Source organism: Trabulsiella guamensis ATCC 49490 (assembly GCF_000734965.1).
Taxonomy (GTDB): domain Bacteria; phylum Pseudomonadota; class Gammaproteobacteria; order Enterobacterales; family Enterobacteriaceae; genus Trabulsiella; species Trabulsiella guamensis.
Genome location: NZ_JMTB01000117.1, coordinates 105,605 through 123,053 on the forward strand (window position 1 = coordinate 105,605; position 17,449 = coordinate 123,053).

19 protein-coding genes are annotated in these 17,449 nt (G+C 51.8%); all 19 read left to right on the forward strand.

The genetic code is table 11. From position 1 onward, the window contains the following. Window positions 1-18: 18 nt before the first annotated feature. The 19 genes from GTGU_RS20970 (at window position 19) to GTGU_RS21055 (ending at window position 17,448) form a co-directional block, all read left to right on the forward strand. A complete protein-coding gene (locus GTGU_RS20970) occupies window positions 19-615 on the forward strand; it encodes a DUF2857 domain-containing protein (protein WP_038161978.1) in 597 nt (198 codons plus the stop codon). Continuing rightward, on the forward strand, window positions 615-845 hold the full coding sequence (locus GTGU_RS20975; RefSeq protein ID WP_038161982.1) for a ParE family toxin-like protein: 231 nt from the start codon (window positions 615-617) through the stop codon (window positions 843-845). The genes GTGU_RS20970 and GTGU_RS20975 overlap by 1 nt, the downstream gene beginning before the upstream one ends. Window positions 846-923: 78 nt before the next feature. Further along, window positions 924-2,156 carry an STY4528 family pathogenicity island replication protein gene (locus GTGU_RS20980; RefSeq protein ID WP_038161985.1) on the forward strand — a complete coding sequence of 411 codons (1,233 nt, stop codon included), beginning with the start codon at window positions 924-926 and terminating at the stop codon, window positions 2,154-2,156. 366 nt (window positions 2,157-2,522) lie between these two features. Continuing rightward, a complete protein-coding gene (locus GTGU_RS20985; protein WP_000818555.1) occupies window positions 2,523-3,245 on the forward strand; it encodes a PFL_4669 family integrating conjugative element protein in 723 nt (240 codons plus the stop codon). A gap of 13 nt (window positions 3,246-3,258) precedes the next feature. Next, window positions 3,259-5,268: a DNA topoisomerase III gene (locus GTGU_RS20990; RefSeq protein WP_038161991.1), complete on the forward strand. Its 2,010-nt coding sequence runs from the start codon at window positions 3,259-3,261 to the stop codon at window positions 5,266-5,268. A gap of 628 nt (window positions 5,269-5,896) precedes the next feature. Further along, entirely contained in the window at window positions 5,897-6,388 is a 492-nt protein-coding gene (locus GTGU_RS20995; RefSeq protein WP_032676551.1) for an STY4534 family ICE replication protein, read from the forward strand. A gap of 72 nt (window positions 6,389-6,460) precedes the next feature. Then, window positions 6,461-6,664 (forward strand): hypothetical protein, encoded by a 204-nt coding sequence (locus GTGU_RS21000; RefSeq protein WP_032676552.1) that lies wholly within the window; start codon window positions 6,461-6,463, stop codon window positions 6,662-6,664. Between the two features lie 17 nt (window positions 6,665-6,681). Next, a complete protein-coding gene (locus tag GTGU_RS21005; protein WP_038161997.1) occupies window positions 6,682-7,239 on the forward strand; it encodes a single-stranded DNA-binding protein in 558 nt (185 codons plus the stop codon). A 182-nt stretch (window positions 7,240-7,421) separates the two neighbouring features. Next, window positions 7,422-7,706 carry a type II toxin-antitoxin system TacA family antitoxin gene (locus GTGU_RS21010; protein ID WP_038162000.1) on the forward strand — a complete coding sequence of 95 codons (285 nt, stop codon included), beginning with the start codon at window positions 7,422-7,424 and terminating at the stop codon, window positions 7,704-7,706. Beyond that, entirely contained in the window at window positions 7,697-8,179 is a 483-nt protein-coding gene (locus GTGU_RS21015; RefSeq protein ID WP_038162003.1) for a GNAT family N-acetyltransferase, read from the forward strand. Before GTGU_RS21010 ends, GTGU_RS21015 begins: the two co-directional genes overlap by 10 nt. A 205-nt stretch (window positions 8,180-8,384) precedes the next feature. Continuing rightward, on the forward strand, window positions 8,385-8,633 hold the full coding sequence (locus GTGU_RS21020) for a DUF2442 domain-containing protein (protein ID WP_038162005.1): 249 nt from the start codon (window positions 8,385-8,387) through the stop codon (window positions 8,631-8,633). A gap of 266 nt (window positions 8,634-8,899) precedes the next feature. Next, window positions 8,900-10,249 carry a PFGI-1 class ICE element type IV pilus protein PilL2 gene (gene pilL2, locus GTGU_RS25070; RefSeq protein ID WP_072012035.1) on the forward strand — a complete coding sequence of 450 codons (1,350 nt, stop codon included), beginning with the start codon at window positions 8,900-8,902 and terminating at the stop codon, window positions 10,247-10,249. A gap of 1 nt (window position 10,250) precedes the next feature. Continuing rightward, window positions 10,251-10,694 carry a type IV pilus biogenesis protein PilM gene (gene pilM, locus GTGU_RS21025; protein ID WP_038162007.1) on the forward strand — a complete coding sequence of 148 codons (444 nt, stop codon included), beginning with the start codon at window positions 10,251-10,253 and terminating at the stop codon, window positions 10,692-10,694. 19 nt (window positions 10,695-10,713) lie between these two features. After that, window positions 10,714-12,387 carry a PilN family type IVB pilus formation outer membrane protein gene (pilN, locus tag GTGU_RS21030; RefSeq protein ID WP_038162008.1) on the forward strand — a complete coding sequence of 558 codons (1,674 nt, stop codon included), beginning with the start codon at window positions 10,714-10,716 and terminating at the stop codon, window positions 12,385-12,387. A gap of 3 nt (window positions 12,388-12,390) precedes the next feature. After that, on the forward strand, window positions 12,391-13,671 hold the full coding sequence (gene pilO2, locus GTGU_RS21035) for a type 4b pilus protein PilO2 (RefSeq protein WP_072012036.1): 1,281 nt from the start codon (window positions 12,391-12,393) through the stop codon (window positions 13,669-13,671). Then, window positions 13,658-14,155: a type IV pilus biogenesis protein PilP gene (gene pilP / locus GTGU_RS21040; RefSeq protein WP_038162010.1), complete on the forward strand. Its 498-nt coding sequence runs from the start codon at window positions 13,658-13,660 to the stop codon at window positions 14,153-14,155. The genes pilO2 and pilP overlap by 14 nt, the downstream gene beginning before the upstream one ends. Before the next feature lie 7 nt (window positions 14,156-14,162). Next, window positions 14,163-15,737 (forward strand): GspE/PulE family protein, encoded by a 1,575-nt coding sequence (locus GTGU_RS21045; RefSeq protein ID WP_038162012.1) that lies wholly within the window; start codon window positions 14,163-14,165, stop codon window positions 15,735-15,737. After that, a complete protein-coding gene (locus GTGU_RS21050) occupies window positions 15,727-16,842 on the forward strand; it encodes a type II secretion system F family protein (RefSeq protein ID WP_038162014.1) in 1,116 nt (371 codons plus the stop codon). Before GTGU_RS21045 ends, GTGU_RS21050 begins: the two co-directional genes overlap by 11 nt. 9 nt (window positions 16,843-16,851) lie before the next feature. Then, entirely contained in the window at window positions 16,852-17,448 is a 597-nt protein-coding gene (locus tag GTGU_RS21055) for a type 4 pilus major pilin (RefSeq protein ID WP_038162015.1), read from the forward strand. The last annotated feature ends 1 nt before the right edge of the window (window position 17,449 follow it).

Below are 17,449 nucleotides of genomic sequence, written 5' to 3' on the forward strand. Positions count from 1 at the left end.
GATATCAGGAGGGGCCCTATGAGCCAGCACAACCTTTCACAGGCCACCACGGCCATCCTTTCATCACTGCTGATGGATGTTAAAAACGGCAATATCCGCCGCTGTGAGTCGCTGGGAATGTCACTCGAGGAGATACGCGCACTGAGTCAGCTGAGCCTTGATGAGCTGCATTATTTGAGCCAGTCACACGTTTCTGTGCTTGATGTTAGCCTGAATCACGAAAATTTTTGGCTGATGCTCAACCAGGCACGTAATGAGCAGAAACGAATGCTGATGATAGACCGGGCGCTTGAGCTTGGCGGTTCAATGGAACTGATTGATAAATACTTCGGCCTGTCTCCATCAGAGGTTAGCGCACGGCGTCGTCTGATGGGGATAGAGTCTCGTCAGGGCCGCACACAATCTCTGACGGAGCCACAGGATTCGGCACTTTGGATCGAGTGGAAGGCTGCCGGGTTATCATCCCCGGACTCTCATCAGGCTCTGGAAGCGATGATGCTTGCCGCTGAGCAACATGGCCTGTCACTGACCGCAGTCTGGAGCAGGGTCTGCCAGTGGTGCCGGGAGACAACTCCAACCCGCAAGAGTGAATCACAACAGCGCAAGGAAGCATGATGCAGATGACCGACTTTTCTTCACGTCAGCACGTTTCCCCCTCGGTTCGTCGCAGGGCGCAACGGCTGTTCAGCGCAGTGTGCTGCGGTGAGAAGGTATTCCGTCGGTTGCCGATGAATGGCTATCTCAAGATAGATGTTGGGCCGTTCTGGCGCATCCTCAGTAAGGATGGAGGTAAACACTGGTGGCTGATGGATCATGAGACCTATAACCGTAAAATACGGCGGTAACGGAATGCCTCTGCTGACCGTACAGTGCCGGGTTCGTCCCGGCATTGTGCTGTCTCAGGTTGAAGAGGAGAGCAGAAAATGACCATTCCGGCAGACAGCATAGTTGCTCATACACTGTCCAGGATGCAGCGTAGTCTCGAACGGCGTACAGACACTGGTGATGTTGGTCAGGAGCGCAGCGGGCTTCTTTTTATGGGAAATGTCCATGATGCGTTTCCCCGGCAGCTGTTTCTGGATACACGTCTTTCGCCACTGGATAAAACCGCCTGGGTGATGATCCGGTTGTATGCACAGCAGAATGAAGGTGCTGTTTTCCCGACTTATGATGAGCTCCAGGTTCAACTGGCGTCGGCACATTCAGAGAAGGCCTCCAGAGATACAGTCAGCCGCGTTCTGCTGATGCTGCGTCTTACAGGCTGGCTCAGCCTGTGTAAGCGTGTTCGCGACGACCATGGTCGTGTGCGGGGCAATATCTATGCACAACATGATGAGCCGCTGGGCTACCGTGATGCTGAGACTTTTGATCCGGGCTGGCTGACCCTTGTTGAAGAGAGTTGCCTGAGCAGGAATAAAGCCGTACGTATGACGGCGCTGGCTGTAGTCAATGATATCCTTCATGATCCGGGAATGCGCCACCGTCACAGCCGCCTGGCCATTATTGAGAGCCGGCTGAGTGCACCTTCCACACCAGAACAAATGGCTCGTCAGCGACAGGCTGTGCAACCGAGTCCGAAATCAGGACTCAGTAAAAAACGCATAAAAAACAGCCCGAATTCACTGAGTCCGGAAAACGGACTCAGTTCCCTTAAACCTGATAATTCACAGAGTCCGGAAAATGGACTCAGTAAAAAATCAAGGAGTTACGCCGGAGTCCGAAATTCGGACTGTAACGTACGTTCTTTCACACACAGTGTGAATAAAAAAACGTACGTACCGTGTGGTGAGCAATTCCTGCCAGATGATTTTCTGAACGCTCTGAACAGTGAAGACAGGCAGATGCTGAGTACGCAGATGGCTTCGCTTCCGGAGACAATGGCAAAGGCCCTTGCTGACATGCTGCGTGAGCAACAGGCCCTTGGAAGGCTCAACAATCCGGTGGGCTGGATGTTCTCTATGCTTCGCAGGGCGCGAAGTGGTGAGCTGAAAATTTCAGAGGATACGGCGTCTGCGAGTTCTGGTGGAACAATTTCCCGCCCGGTTGAATCACGTACTGTACCTACAGCCAACATCCCTGTTCAACCTGCGAAACGCCCGTCTCAGGGGCAGGTAAGGGCGATGATTGCGGCTATTCGGCAACAGGTCCAGAAATGATTATGGCATCAAATATCTTTTCTGATTAAAAAGTGAGCTTGTTGCGGGGCGCAACAAGTACAAAAAATAATCAACTCTGATGTGTAGTGGTTAATGTTTCGCGGGATGGTTTTACTGCTGGTTAAATAATGACCTTGTTGCGGGGCGCAACAAGTACAAAAAAGAATCAGGTTTCGATGTGTTGTGGTTGGGGTCTTGCGGGAGAGTATTGCTGCTGGTTAAAAAATGAGCTTGCTGCGGGGCGCAGCAAGTACAAATTTTAACCAACTTACAATTTCGTTCTTGGAATTATGAGTTTCGCGTTGTTGGAGATACCAGTGTTTCAGGACTATGCCTGCTCATCTTAACTGAGTACAGGTGACAACGATGGCAGAAAAAAATGAGAAAAGAACTGGTGCGCTGCAGTCTGAAATGACGATCGCACTGCATACGAATTACGCAATCGGGTTATGGCAAGGGCGTCAGCCTGAAAAACAGGACGGTGAAAAGCCTGCAAGGCATGGAATTATCGGTATGCCTCAGTTTTTCCACCGTGCGACTCTGATTAACCAGGATTCCCTGCGAAATAATCCATGGGCTGATGTTGCTATGTTTAACCTGGAAGAAAAGATCAAGGTTGCATCAGATTCTATGACTGCTTTGATACAGCAACTTGATGCTGAGATGTCAATGTTGCCGCCTGGTATTACATTGACAGAAGTTGCATCTGTTGAGCCACTTGATATCCAGGTATTTACACGAACCCCTCTGGGTTACAGGTGTGTGTTTCTGTTAGTAGGATTCGATCAGTTTGCGAAAAAGGCACTACAAGCATCGCATTATGGATTAATTACACGTTCTCGCCGTGATCATCATCTTAGCGAAGGTGGCAGATTAATTCGTCAGGTCTATGGCTCTGTTTTATCTTATCGCCGTATTGATGCTACCCGGTTTGATGCTGTGGAAAACAACGAAACATGGAAACAAGCATGCGAGGTGGCGGGAGAGCCAGACTTGTCTGTTCTTCTTGGTGAAAAGCGCTCAGCTTTCTCACCGCCGGTTAATGAATCGAGCGTAAACCTGCTTCGTATGCGATATCGGGCTGCCTGACCGGGGAACCACCATGCGGTTGTTTATCTGCGAAAAGCCCTCACAGGGGCGAGATCTTGCGAATGTTTTGGGTGCCACCCGACGTGGCGACGGTTTTCTAACTGGTCCTGGCGTCACTGTTACCTGGGCAGTAGGGCATTTGCTGGAGACCGCATCGCCTGAAGCATACGGTCAACAGTATGGCAAACCATGGTCGCTCTCTGCTCTGCCGATCCTGCCTTCCCCATGGCAGGTGGTGGTAAAAAAGGAGACGCAGTCTCAGTTCAAGGTTATTGAGCGGCTGCTGCGCCAGGTCGATGATGTGGTTATCTCCACTGATGCGGACCGGGAAGGAGAAGTAATTGCCCGTGAATTGCTGGAATACTGCCGCTGGGACGGTCCTGTACAGCGGCTTTGGCTTTCTGCCCTTGATGAAATGAGCATCCGTGCAGCTCTCCAGGATCTGCGACCGGGTGCCGAAACTCTTGGAATGTATCATGCGGGACTTGGTCGCGCTCGTGCCGACTGGCTCATTGGAATGAATCTGTCCCGTCTGTATACACTGCTTGCAGTACAGTCAGGATTCGACGGTGTGATTTCTGTCGGGCGGGTGCAGACTCCCACCCTGGCACTGGTTGTCCGGCGTGATCGGGAGATAGCGACATTCGTCCCAAAACCTTTCTGGCAGGTTAAGGCGCTTCTGAGTGCGGGAGGGAGAACTTTTCCGGCGCAATGGGTACCTGCAAAGGTTTATACCGACGAAGAAAAACGCTGTGTACACCAAAATATAGCTCAGCAGGTAGCGCATCTTTGCCGGCAGGCTGGAGCAGCGACCGTAACAGAATGTGAGACGAAGCGTGAAAAAGCGGCAGCGCCGCTGGCTTTTTCGCTCGGCACTTTACAACAGGCCTGTGGCCTGCTCTGGGATATGTCACCCCAGCAGGTGCTTGACACTGCACAGAGCCTCTATGAGAAACACAAGGCAACCACTTATCCACGAACTGATTGTGGATACCTTCCTGAGTCTATGCGTGAGGAAATCCCCTCGGTTCTTTCCGCTATTGGTCTGTCTGATCCAGAGTGTAGTTCTCTTCTTTCAGGTCTAAATACTTCGTTTGTTTCGCGTATATGGAACGACAAAAAAATCACAGCTCACCATGGCATTATCCCTACCCGAAACGCGTTTAAGTCTTCTGCGTTAAGTGAGGCAGAGCGAAGGGTATACACCCTTATCCGCCGAAATTATCTGGCACAATTTCTTCCTCTGCACGAATCTGATATTACTCGTCTGCAGTTTGACATTGGCGGGCAACTGTTCCGCACAACAGGAAGGACGGAGATTGTAATGGGCTGGAAGGTCCTGTTCAGTAAGGAGGAAGAGGATAGTGCAGGGGATGATGATCTCAGTATTGAACTTCCTCCTCTCAGGAAGGGTGACCGTTGCGGAGTAAACGGTGCAGAGGTCGTGCAGCAAATGACTCATCCGCCGGCTCACTATACTTTCGCAACACTCATCGGCGCTATGATGAACGCGTCAGCGTTTGTTACTGATATTGCTCTTCGTAAAGTACTGAAGGACAACGCCGGATTAGGTACGGAAGCCACCCGTGCTGGTATCGTTGAGCAACTGCTGAACCGCAGATTTATTGTGCGCAAAGGTAAGCAGCTTCGCGCGACTGATCTTGGTGCTGATGTCATTGATGCTCTGCCCTCGCAGTTAACCGACCCCGGAATGACTGCACTTTGGGAACAGGCTCTGGATGAAGTAGCAGAAGGACGCCTTACCCTGAATGATTTTTTGCAGCGACAGGTCGGATGGACCCGTAACCTTGTCAGCATGGGAGGACAGCAGCGGGTGAGCATTAGAATACTACCCGCACCATCGTGCCCTTTATGTGGGGGGAAAACTCGCCTAAAAAAAGGACAGAAAGGAGAGTTTTGGGGGTGTACTCGTTATCCTGATTGCAAAGGAATCATCAACAACGACACCCAGAAACGTAAAAGCGCGCGTAGCTCTAAGGCTGTAAAACCAAAGAATAATTAATTCCTTGTCTCTCATTGCGGGGACAGGATGCCTTTGCTATTGTTGCGACGGCTCTGAAGCCGCACCCCGTGACTGCGGGTCCTGTGAGCATCAAATGCAGTGCTTGCAGGATACAGTCTTGTTGGCCGCGTCCACACCTGAACGTGAGTCAAAAAGGCACAAAACTCCGTGAAACCGTGCCGGGTCCTGAACACACCCCCGGAGCAACTGCGTAAGCAGGTCAACATCAGGTCTAATGGTGCAGACCTCACAGGCGGTGCCGAAAGGTGCCGCTTTTTTTATTTTTTGGCATTGATGATTTTTTACGCACACCGGCGTTGACATCTGCTGCGTCTGAATAAATGATAAAGAGGCTAATCGTTGTCATCGACAACTGCCAATGCCCTGGTGATTTGAGAAGGGCGCCTTCGGGTAATCACATGCCAATGCCACATAAAACCTGAGAGTGGCGCCTTCGGGTGGTAAACCTGTTTAACCTCTGAGAACAGGTACTCCTGGCGAGTTGAGGTCCATTTCACAAATACAGCCAGTCGGCAAAAATTTGCTGACTTCCCTGCGGGAAACGTTATCCCGCAAGGGATAGATGTTTCTCCGCTACCAGTTTAGTTTTCACTCCGGAGATAACATCATGACTGCTACTACAACTGCATCTTCTTCCACCACCTCTTCCTCTGCCAGCCAGAAAAAAGAGTATTTCAATCTTAACGTAAGCGGTATCGGCTACCTGAGCTCGATTCGTCGTGTACAGGGCCAAAACGGTGAATTTACCTGCGCTGTCATTAATGCCCTGACTGGTCCTACCGACAATGCGTCATACACTCGTTTCGATGTCACTGTTGCGGGCCCAGAGGCTACAAAACTCATCAACCGCTGCCAGAAGGCCGTGGATGAAGAGGAAAAAGTATTGCTGGGGTTTGTGCTGAGCGGCCTGAAAGCTGACGTGTTTACCCTTCAGTCGGGTGAACATTCCGGTGAATCCAGACCTTCTCTGAAGGCTCGCCTGATTAAGGTCGAGTTCATTAAGAAAGGCCAGGAAGTCGTTTACACAGCGCCAAATGCATCTCAAACCCCGGAACAAGGTTCTGCGGCTCCTAAAGACTACGATCCGAACTCGTTTTAATTCTTTTTTCTTACATCCGGTAAATCTCTTTCGGGAGATTTACCTCTCTCGATAACGTAACGGAGCTCTCGCATGGGAAATCCATTCGGTTTACTGGCTTCAGAAGCTGGGTATCAATTACAGATCCAGGTTCTGTCCAGTCAGCGCGGTTTTTATATCGGAACCGCGAACGAAATGGGGCCCGTGTCCCGTGAGTCAGTCGAATACTACAAAACCAGTCTGCAGGCCGATATTGCTCTTGAAAAAGGGGAATGGACGCAGCGTGAATATGATTAGGTACAGGAGATTACATCATGGCAAGTCGCGGAATTAACAAAGTTATTCTCGTTGGCCATCTCGGTCAGGACCCCGAAGTACGTTATATGCCCAATAGCACAGCTGTTACAGGGTTCAGTATTGCAACGTCGGAGTCATGGCGTGATAAACAAAGCGGTGAAATGAAGGAAAACACTGAGTGGCATCGCGTTGTATTGTTTGGCAAACTCGCCGAAATAGCTGGTGAATATCTGAAAAAAGGTTCACAGGTATACATTGAAGGCCATCTGCGGACCCGCAAATGGACTGATAATGGCGGGGTTGAACGCTGGACAACAGAAGTTGTGGTTGGTGTGAACGGGACGATGCAGATGCTGGGTAGTCGTAATGCCCCTGCAGGTACCGGCAATGCTCAGCAGCCTGGGCAGGCTCAAGGTGGTTGGGGGCAGCCTCAGCAGCCTCAGCCTCAGCAGCCTCAGCAGTCAGCTGCGCCACACAATCCTGCTAATGAACCTCCGATGGATTTTGATGATGACATACCGTTCCTGGGGCATGGTTACGGGATCTGCCGAAAAGCGATCTACGCCATTTCCTGATACGATTTTACAGATGCGCCAGTTTGACTGGCGCTTTTTTTAACTTCAGTTGAACTGCTGGCAGGGGGCTGGAAGAACCACAACATACTTCTTCTCCCCTCTGCTGAATGACAATGTATAGCAATTTGCTACCATGTGCGCTAGTATTAGTGTATAGTAATTTGTTACCAAGTGGAGGCGTTATGCAAACTACTGTCCGTAAATCCGTTCGTGATAAGCAAATTAATCTCCGGGCCACTGATGAAGAACGTGCGGTGATTGATTATGCCGCAAGTCTGGTAAATAAAAATCGTACTGATTTCATCCTTGAGAAGGCTGTGCATGAGGCCCAAAACATTATTCTGGATCAGCGAGTGTTTGTCCTTGATGATGCCCGTTACCAGGCATTCATTAAGCAGCTCGAAGCTCCTGTGCAGAATGCTGAAGGTCGGCAGCGGCTGATGGATGCAAAACCTGAATGGAAATAAATGTCACTGCGCCTGCTTTACTGACAGAAGAACATATTCTTTTGCCGTTCGATTGCGGGAATGAGGTACTTGATGACTGGCTTCGCCGGCGTGCGATGAAGAATCAACATCTCAATGCTTCCCGTACATTCGTCATCTGTCCTGAAGGTACCATGCGTGTAGTGGGTTATTATTCCATCGCAACTGGCTCAGTGAGTCATGTCGATTTGAGTCGTAGCTTGCGGCAGAATATGCCGGATCCAGTGCCGATTGTTTTGTTGGGTCGCCTTGCAGTTGATGTATGTACTCAAGGACATAATTTCGGAAAATGGTTGCTGAATGATGCAGTGATACGTGTCTCGAATCTGGCGGATCAAGTCGGAATCAAGGCTATCATGGTACATGCAATCAATGAGCGGGCTAAAGCATTCTATGAATACTTTGGTTTTGTTCAGTCACCGGTTGCGGCTAACACGTTGTTCTACAAATTATGATAGTTTCAAATATGTAACATTCCGTTATTCTTTGAATCTGGTTTTCACAGGCTGAGTGTTCTGACTTCAGTTACCGAATTTACTCAGCATCTTTCAAAGTGATGTGAGTTCTTTGTCAACTGATGAATGCTACCAGTGATTCCAGCAGAGGCAGGGATTGTTCAGCGTCAGAATATAAAGAAGACGATGTTTGTAGAGGCCAGAAATGACTATTTCTGCTAAAAATGTACGATTTGATGAGACCACCATGTGGGTCGAATTAAACGATGGCAGGGTGATGGGCGTACCAATCGCCTGGTTTCCTCGTCTGCTGAATGCCACAGACAAAGAACGTAATGACTATAAACTGAGTAAACGTGGTATTCACTGGGATAATCTCGATGAGGATATCTCAGTCGATGGCTTGCTTGCTGGCCATGGTGATGTGACCCATGTTCCACATCGCGTAGCCTGATAATGACTAAGTTGTAGACTAAGGCGTCGGATTTTCCGGCGCTTTTCTTTTTAAGGTATTGCCAACTGGCTGGATTAATCGGTCTCGTGTAGCTCCTTTCCCTGCTCCCGAAAACGGTGATAACCCTTGAAACTGGATATCCTGGTCTTTAGCGGTTGCCCCACCGAGGAAATTTTCTTCAGTTCGCAGTAATAGTTTTGCATTGTCCGAAAAGGCATCCCCGCCAGAATATCCGACTTGTTTCGGACAACTCCTGGGGATTCCTGATGGTAAAAATAAACCTGCAGACACGTTATCGGCTTGGGGCCATCACGCTATGTCTGCTTGCCGCTGGCTGCACAGACTTTAGTTCTCGCTCTGAACCCATGAGCAGGCTTCAGGGCTCTCCCCGTGTTCAGGATCTTTATCAAAACCGTTCCCCTGAAGTTGTTCGATACGATCGTTACATACTTGCGAGTACGCGACCTGTAGATGCTCAGCGTGACCCACTGAATCAGATTATCGATATCAGGATGCCTTTGCAGATGGTGAATACCATTGGGGAAGGTATGCGATACGTGATGCTTGAATCAGGTTATTCACTGTGTTCAGGCGAACCGGGTGTATTCTCTGAATTGTTCGTTAAACCATTACCGGCTGTGCAGCGTTCAATAGGACCTGTGAAGCTTGGAGATGCTTTACAAATCCTGGCCGGGCCTGCATGGCGTATGCGCGTAGATGACCTGAATCGAGAAATTTGTTTCGTTCTGCGTGATGAATACCGACATCTTGCCCTCTCAACAACAGGTCCCTTGCAGGCGAGTGTAGCAAGTCAGGGAACAGGGAAATCGGCTTCTACAGGTACACTACTTAACAGTTCTAAGGGACTTTCTGGTACTGGAAATAACAGCTATCCGTTGCCCTCGGCTCGGCCGGAAAGTTCCATTTTGTCACCAGGGAAACCAAAAGTTACCTCTCATACTGTTTCCCCTTTATCTGCTGCAACGACAGCAAAAACACCTCGTAACCCGTTCTCTGCCAGCGAGCCTGGGGAAAAATCTACGGTTCCGGTGCAGAAAACACAGGCAGGTCCCGCAGCTAAGTTAACATCTGGCAAGGTAAAACCATCAACAGAGTTGGCTCCTGCTCCTGCGCCGTCAGCATTGTCAGTTGCGTCAACACCTCTGAATAAAGCTGCTCTTGGTGTGCCTTTAACTCCATCTGGTGCAGTGAAACCAGGTGGAACGGTTCAGAACAGTAATCCACCTTCCACTGTCATCTCTCCTACTGCTCCGGTCAGCGGAAAAACTGTTTTCACTCCGGGAGCATTGCTTTCCTCGTTACCAGACGGACAGGCCTGGACCGCGCAGGCAGGCACTACGTTAAAAGAGACTCTGATCCAATGGGCTACATCGGTTCACTGTGAGAGTGGCAGTAGTCCTACCTGGGTAGTTATCTGGCCAACGCCTGTTAACTACCGCATCGATGTACCATTTACGCTGCACGGTAATTTCGAGTCGATTATCGTGCAGCTGTTTAGGTTATATCGCCCTGCAGAAAAACCCCTCTATGCAGCACCAAATCGTCTTCAGTGCCTGGTATTCGTGGACGATAAGCCGATTCAGGACGGGAAATGATATGGGATATGCGCTGCCAGTTTTCGCGCTTTGTCTTGTCATCATCTTGATAGCCGGTGATGCACAGCACCACTCATCAGAGCATGTACGGCTTGCGCTGCAGCAGACTCAGCCTGAACAGCTTGCAGCAGACATGCTTCGGACTGCTGATGTCGTAAATAACTGGCGTCACGGGCGGTCCATAACAGATGGCCCCGTATCAACCGCACTGACTGGAATGGTGCCGTTACCAGACAGTCGCATCAAAAGCATTATTCAGAACGGTCGCCTGTGGATCTGGGTACCTGAAACAGACGGTGTTTATGCCGCGTTGCGCGCCCGCTCAGTGACTTCTGCGCTTGCCCTGACCGTAAGCGGCGGTCGTCTGCGGATGGCGGATGGCACTGATATGAACCTGTCTCTGCCGTCCGGTGTGACGGAAGGCAGCATTGTTTATCTTAACTAACAGAATCAGGGAGCTGCGGATGCCGCGTATACCTTTCTGCCTGACAGTGCTTACCGCTGCGTTTGTGCTGTCATCATGTTCGCTGAATGAAATCAGCAAAATAGACAAGGAAGCCGTTGGGCAGGCCGATACGGCTCAGCGAGTGTTGCAGAGTCGTCAGTCCATATCACAACCAACTGTTGTCTGGATGGATAAGCCCTGGGTAAACCTGCAGCCAGTCACGCCAGTGGTCTCCACTCCGGACGAAAAGAATCTGCCTCCCTGTCAGATAACGATTAATCGTCCTGACGGTATTTCACTGCCTGAGCTGGGACAGCGCATCACTGCGCTATGTGGTATACGAGTCTCCATCACACCAGATGCATTTGCTGCGCTGAGCAACGTGAGTACCGGCAGCGTGGTAACTTCTCAGATGAGTGGTCAACTGCCGGCGCCGGATGACAATAGTCGGGTTCCCCTGGCACAGATGGGGGCTACGTCAGCTCAGCCCGTCTCCGTTCAGCCATCACCGGCGCTCATGCGTGGCCTTAAATTCCAGGGAGATATTCGTGATCTGCTCGATGTCGAAGCCAGCGGGTACGGGCTGTCATGGCGCAGTGACGGAAACGGAGTTTATTTTTATCGACAGGATACCCGCACTTTTCAGCTCGTTATCCTGAATACGAAAGTAAACAGTAGCGCATCAATTAACTCCGGCTCTGGCAATCAGCTGGGCAGCGGTGGCGGCACATCGGGGGGGACTAGCGGAGACATTAGCTCTAATCAGAAGACCGATTATGGCATGAACAGCGACCTGTACGACGACATTCGTAAAACCATCGAGCAGATGCTGACGCCAAAATCTGGTCGTTTCTGGCTTTCAGCAGCTACTGGCACGTTGAGTGTTACTGACACACCGGACGTTCTGGAGCGTATTGGTCGTTACATTGAGTATCAGAATAAGGTTCTAAGCAGGCAGGTCCAGCTCAACATACAGATTGTCAGCGTCAACCAGACGCGTAATGAGCAACTGGGTCTTGACTGGGGGCTCGTATACAAATCCCTGCACAATTTTGGCGCCACTCTGACCGGTTCAATGGCCAATGCTTCGACTTCAGCAGGAAGTGCCGGCATTTCGATTCTCGACACGGCAACAGGCAATGCCGCCAAATTTTCCGGCTCCAGCCTGCTGATTAAAGCGCTTTCCAAGCAGGGCAACGTCAGCATGGCGCTGAACCAGACCGACCCAACAGCAAATTTGACGCCGGTAGCTTATCAGCTCTCAAACCAACAGGGCGTTCTGACAAGTTCCAGTTCAACTGCAACAGCTAACGTCGGGGTTACTTCCTCACAGACCGTAACCACAATCACCACCGGTTTGTTCATGACCATGCTGCCGTTCATCCAGGAAAACGGTGACGTGCAACTGCAGTTCGCTTTTAGCTATACCAGTCCACCGCAGATAGAGAAATTTATCAGTAGGGACGGGAATACCCGTAACGATATACCGAATACCTCGACACAGGGGCTGGCACGTAAAGTTAACCTGCGCTCAGGCCAGACACTGGTATTAACCGGATCTGAGCAACAGAACCTTTCTGCAAACAAGCAGGGAACATTCACACCCGACAACTTTATCCTGGGCGGCGGCCAGAACGGTACGCGCGGTCGTAACACGCTCGTGATTATGATCACCCCTGTACTGCTGAGGTAATCCATGTCATCAAAGAAAAAATCTTCACTCCGTAGCGGCATTCGCGTCACCCACCACCGTCGCGACTGGATGGCAGGACTTCATTGGGAGCAGCAGCGGAGCGTACTGTTAACGCGATTCCGGGGAAAAGCCTCACCTGACACGCATGTAGTAGTTGCCGGCAGGCGTAACGCATCAATGATGGGGGTCGTTTCCCCCGGGCGTGTGCGACGGAGCCCTTACTCTCTTGCAGTAGCATTCCTGCTGTCTGAAGGGGGAAATACATGGGGCATATACCGCCTCAGCCGCAACGAAGATCTCTGGGTTTTCTTTGCAGCCAGCGGTGGGCAGCTTTCTGTCATGGGTGATGTGACCGGTTCACGCGCGAAGATAGAATCAGCAGCAGAAAACTTCCTGCGTTTTAACGATGCTGATACACCGGGTCTGCGCTGTGCTGCAACCGCAGATGATAATTGTGATGCAACCTCGCTCACTGACAGGCTGAACCGTTCGCAACTGAAGCGTTGCCGCCTGGGTAAGCGCCTGACGACGATGTCGCTCATTATGCCTGCTGCGCTTATTACACTCGTGGCAGCAGCAGGAATTTACTGGTACGACGACGTTCAGCAAAAAGCGGAACAGGCTGCTGCAATGGCAGAGTTTCGCGCCCGAATGGCGATGTCTGCTGATAAGCCAGCTGCGCCAGCCCGAGCGCCGCATCCGTGGGCCTCTCAGCCACCAGTTTCGCTTTTACTTGGTAATTGCTGGCTGACACGCGAACCACTTTTCGCCTCGGTGGCTGGCTGGCGCTTTACGGACGGTGAATGTGTCCCTGAAGGCCTGCGCTTGCGTTACCTCGCCACACCTGGTGCTACGGTGGAGGATTTCTCCCACCGCGCAAGGGTGCTTCTTGGGCATTCTGCTGTTTTCAACCTTCAGGAGGGAGGTAAAAACGGCGACGTATTCATTCCCTTCCGGAAATACAGCGTAAGTGAGTATACCGACGAGGCCTTGCCTGGCGCGGATGCCCAACTGATGCGTTTCATTTCGCACCTGCAGCGCCGCAACCTGGAAGTCAAGTTCAGTGAAGTGAAACCGCCAGCGGTCGCGCCAGGACAAGAGAAAACCATGCCCGTACAGGACTGGCGCGAATTCACTTTTACTGTCAGCTCGCGTTTGCAGCCTGAACGTCTGCTGCAGGATTTTGATGCGACCGGGCTCCGCCTGAACAGCGTGTCAATCACCATGAGCCCGCAGGGGCAGTTCGACTACACCATGAAGGGGAGCATTTATGCGCAGAATTAATCCCGCGGGAACGGGCCTGCTGCTGTCCGCTCTGTTCTGCGGGCAGGCAGTGGCAACCGTAACCAGTGATGCACTTCCGCCGAACGTTACGCTTGGCGAACTTGAAGCAGCTCAGGCGCGCAACCTCATTCTGGAGCAGAAAGTGCAGACGGCGCGTCTGGAGCAGCAGCTGCGTGAAAGCCAGTCCGGACAGAGTACTGACAGGAATTATCTGTCTACTGCCGCCCAGCCTGACATGCCGCTTATGGCGCAGCCAGCTCCTTCACAACAGACTGCCAGTGCAGTCGGTGAAAAGCGGACCGGTGGTGTGCGCCTTCAGGAGATTTACGGCCATGGCTCGCAGTTGCGTGCACGCATTGTTCTGCCGGATGGCGGAGTCACAGAAGTAGCAAAAGGCGATCAGCTTCCCGGAACCTCAAAGCGGGTCACGGAGGTTACGTCCACGAACGTACGCCTCAGCGACAATTCTGAACTTTCATTCTGAGGTGATGATGTCTCCTGATAAAGAAATCATGGATTTTGTCTTTGCCGAGCAGCATCCGTCTGGAGGGGTTACGCTACTCATCGACGGCAACCGGCGAAAAGACCCTGGCATACAGCGCTGGGTTATGGATGTCACCCGGACATGGGCTGATGCAAAAACTGAGTTTGTTACACTCAGCGAACTGAACCGGCGGCGTGAAGTGGCAGAGCGTCAGGGCCGTGGGCTTAACCAGGGTGTGAGCGAGGCGGATCTAAGTAACCGTGACGTCAGTGTGTCGCAGGATAAGGTCATCAGCTATATGAGGCTGGGTAACGACTTTAATGCCTCTGATATTCATATGGAAATAAGCGGTGATCGCAAGATTTGCATCGTTCAGTTGCGTATTCACGGCGAGCTGGAGGTGGTGGATGAAGTGAAAGATGTGGAGGGTATGACGCTGGCCTCCACATCTTATCTTTCCATGTGCGACGTGCGCGAGCAGTCATTCTTTGCCGGTCGTGAGCAGTCAGGGCGCATCGATGCAAAGTTCGCCCGCCGCGCCGGCCTCTATGGCGCCCGCTACGAACACCGTCCTACTCCGGATGGGCTGATAGTGGTCATGCGTCTGATCCCGGATGACGGGGACAATATACCGACGCTGCCGCAACTGGGTTTTTTGCCTGAGCAGATTAAGCTCATCATGCAGATCCTGCGTATGCCGGAAGGCATGACGCTGCTGACCGGGCCTACTGGTTCAGGGAAGAGCGCCACGCTGCGCGTGTTCAGTGATATCTGGCTGAAACTGACCGGCGGTAAAAAGCGCCTGCTCACGCTGGAAAACCCGCCCGAGGGGCGTATTCCGGGTGGTATTCAGACCCCCGTTATGCCGGAAGACAATTCACCGGAGGCCATCAGCCGCGCCTGGAGTAACGGAAACGCCTCTGCACTTCGTCTCGATCCGGATGCCATCCTGAACGGTGAGATCCGTGACCTGTATTCCCTTCTCGCCGCCATTTTCGCCAGTGAAACCGGCCACCTGGTGCTGTCGACCCTGCACACCCAGAGCCCTATCGGCTCCCTGCGTCGTATGGAGCATTTCGGTATTGATCGCCACCTTCTGGCGGATGCTGCACTCATCACCGGCCTGATTGGCCAGCGTCTGGTGCCGCTGTTGTGTGAACACTGCCGGGTACCGTGGGAAGTCAAAGTCCCTGAGCTTGATGAAGAAACCCGCGCGCGTCTCGAAAAATATTGTTCTGTCGCGGGCTTGTGCGAACCGAAAAATCTCTTCTTCCGCAACTATGAGGGATGTGAACACTGCCGGAAAACGGTACCACTGACCGGACGCATTATCAGTCGTGGCGTTACAGGGCGAACAGCTATTGCCGAAGTTGTCCGGACAGATGCTCGCCTGATGCAACTTTGGCTTTCACATGGGCCTTCAGTTGCCAGAAAGTACTGGGTAAACCAGGGTGGGATTACTCGCCGCATGCATCTGTTGCGTTATCTGGCAGAGGGTCTTGTTGATCCGCTGGAAGGCGATCTCATCTGTCCGCTGGATGAGGATGACATCATGGATTGTGAGGTGCCTGATGGAAAGTGACAGCCATTTTTATCCATCCCGGGAAATGTCGTTCCCTGAAAGGATTCGCTACCGGCTTGTCAGAGCCACTTTTACTGGGAAATACCGCCAGCCATTTTACGAAACGCTGCACTTTCTTCTTGAAAACCGTAAGGCCCTGAAAGACGCGCTGACCATGATCGGCGATGTACATACTGATTTTGGCAGGCGCTGGCATCCTTATTATGAACTTGTTCAGGACTGCATCGAGGGTGTGAACGACAACCGTCCTGGCCGCGCGCTGCAGGATGTTCTGGCTGCCTGGGCACCTTACGAAGAGGCCGCGCTTATCAGCGCCGGGATGGAAACCGGTAATATTCCTGCCGCGCTGATGCAGGCTGATAAGTTGATTGTTGCCCGTCGGCGAATTCTTGGGCAGGTAATTTTTGCCTCAGTATTTCCTGCCGCGCTTGCCATCCTGAGTACGGGGCTACTACTGGCCAACAATCTCGCACTTGTTCCCACCATGAGCAAAATGTCCGATCCAGCTCGCTGGACCGGTGCACTCGGGTTTATGAATGGAGTAGCGAAGTGGAGTTCCGAGTGGGGTGTTGCTTCTGCCGCTACAGCCGCAGGGCTTGTGCTGCTGTCTTTCTGGTCGCTGCCCCGCTGGCGCGGCCGTCTCAGGCGCTGTGCTGACTGGTTACTACCATGGTCTGTTTATAAAGACCTGCAGGGAGCTGTATTTCTTATGAATATTGGCGCGCTTCTTGGTTCGGGTGTCCAGGAACTCAAAGCTTTGCAGATCCTTAACGGTTTTGCACCGCCCTGGCTGCAGGAACGCATCGAGGCCGCGATGGAGTGCATGAGTGAAGGCGATTCACTTGGCAGAGCTCTGCGTAACAGCGGATATGATTTTCCGAGCCGTGAGGCTGTGAACTATCTCTCTCTTCTGGATAAGGGGGATGGTGCTGCTTCGCTCATCACCAATTATGCGGACCGCTGGCTGGAGCAGGCGCTCGCGCGCGTCGCGCGTCGGGCGAATGCCACCAAACTCTTTTCTCTCGTTCTGATTATGAGTTTCTTCTTACTCATCCTGATGATGGTGATGCAGATTCAGGACATGAACACTTTCAACTTACATTAAGGAACCGCCATGTCAGCTCAGACATTACCACATCGCCAACATCAGCCTGACCGGGGCTGGGGCATTCTTGAACACGGTACCATTGCGATCGGGACGATTATCGTACTGGCTCTGGTTGGTGCTCTGGTCTGGAGTCTTTGGGGGAAAAAGTCCGTTGCCGTTGAGGTTTCAAATCTCCAGACCGTCGTGACAAACGCGCAGTCGCTTAAGCAGGCGCAGGGGGGATATAACTTTACGAGCGGTACAACTATGACGGGAACGCTTATCCAGCAGGGGGGCGCACCAAAGGCTGGCTGGACTATCCAGGGAACAGCCAGTTCCGGTACCGCTACGATGTGGAACGGTTATGGTGGTCAGGTCGTTCTGGCTCCTGTGGCATCGAATGGATTTAACAATGGATTTTCAGTTACAACGCAGAAAGTTCCGCAGGCAGACTGCATCTCTATCACTACACAGCTCGGTTCCGGTGGAGCATTCAGTGCTATCACCATTAACAGTACTGATTACAGTGACGGTCTGGTCAGTGCAGAAGAGGCAGGCAAAACCTGCTCATCAGACAGCGGAATGACAGGTAACAATACACTGGTCTTCACCCATAACGGCTGAT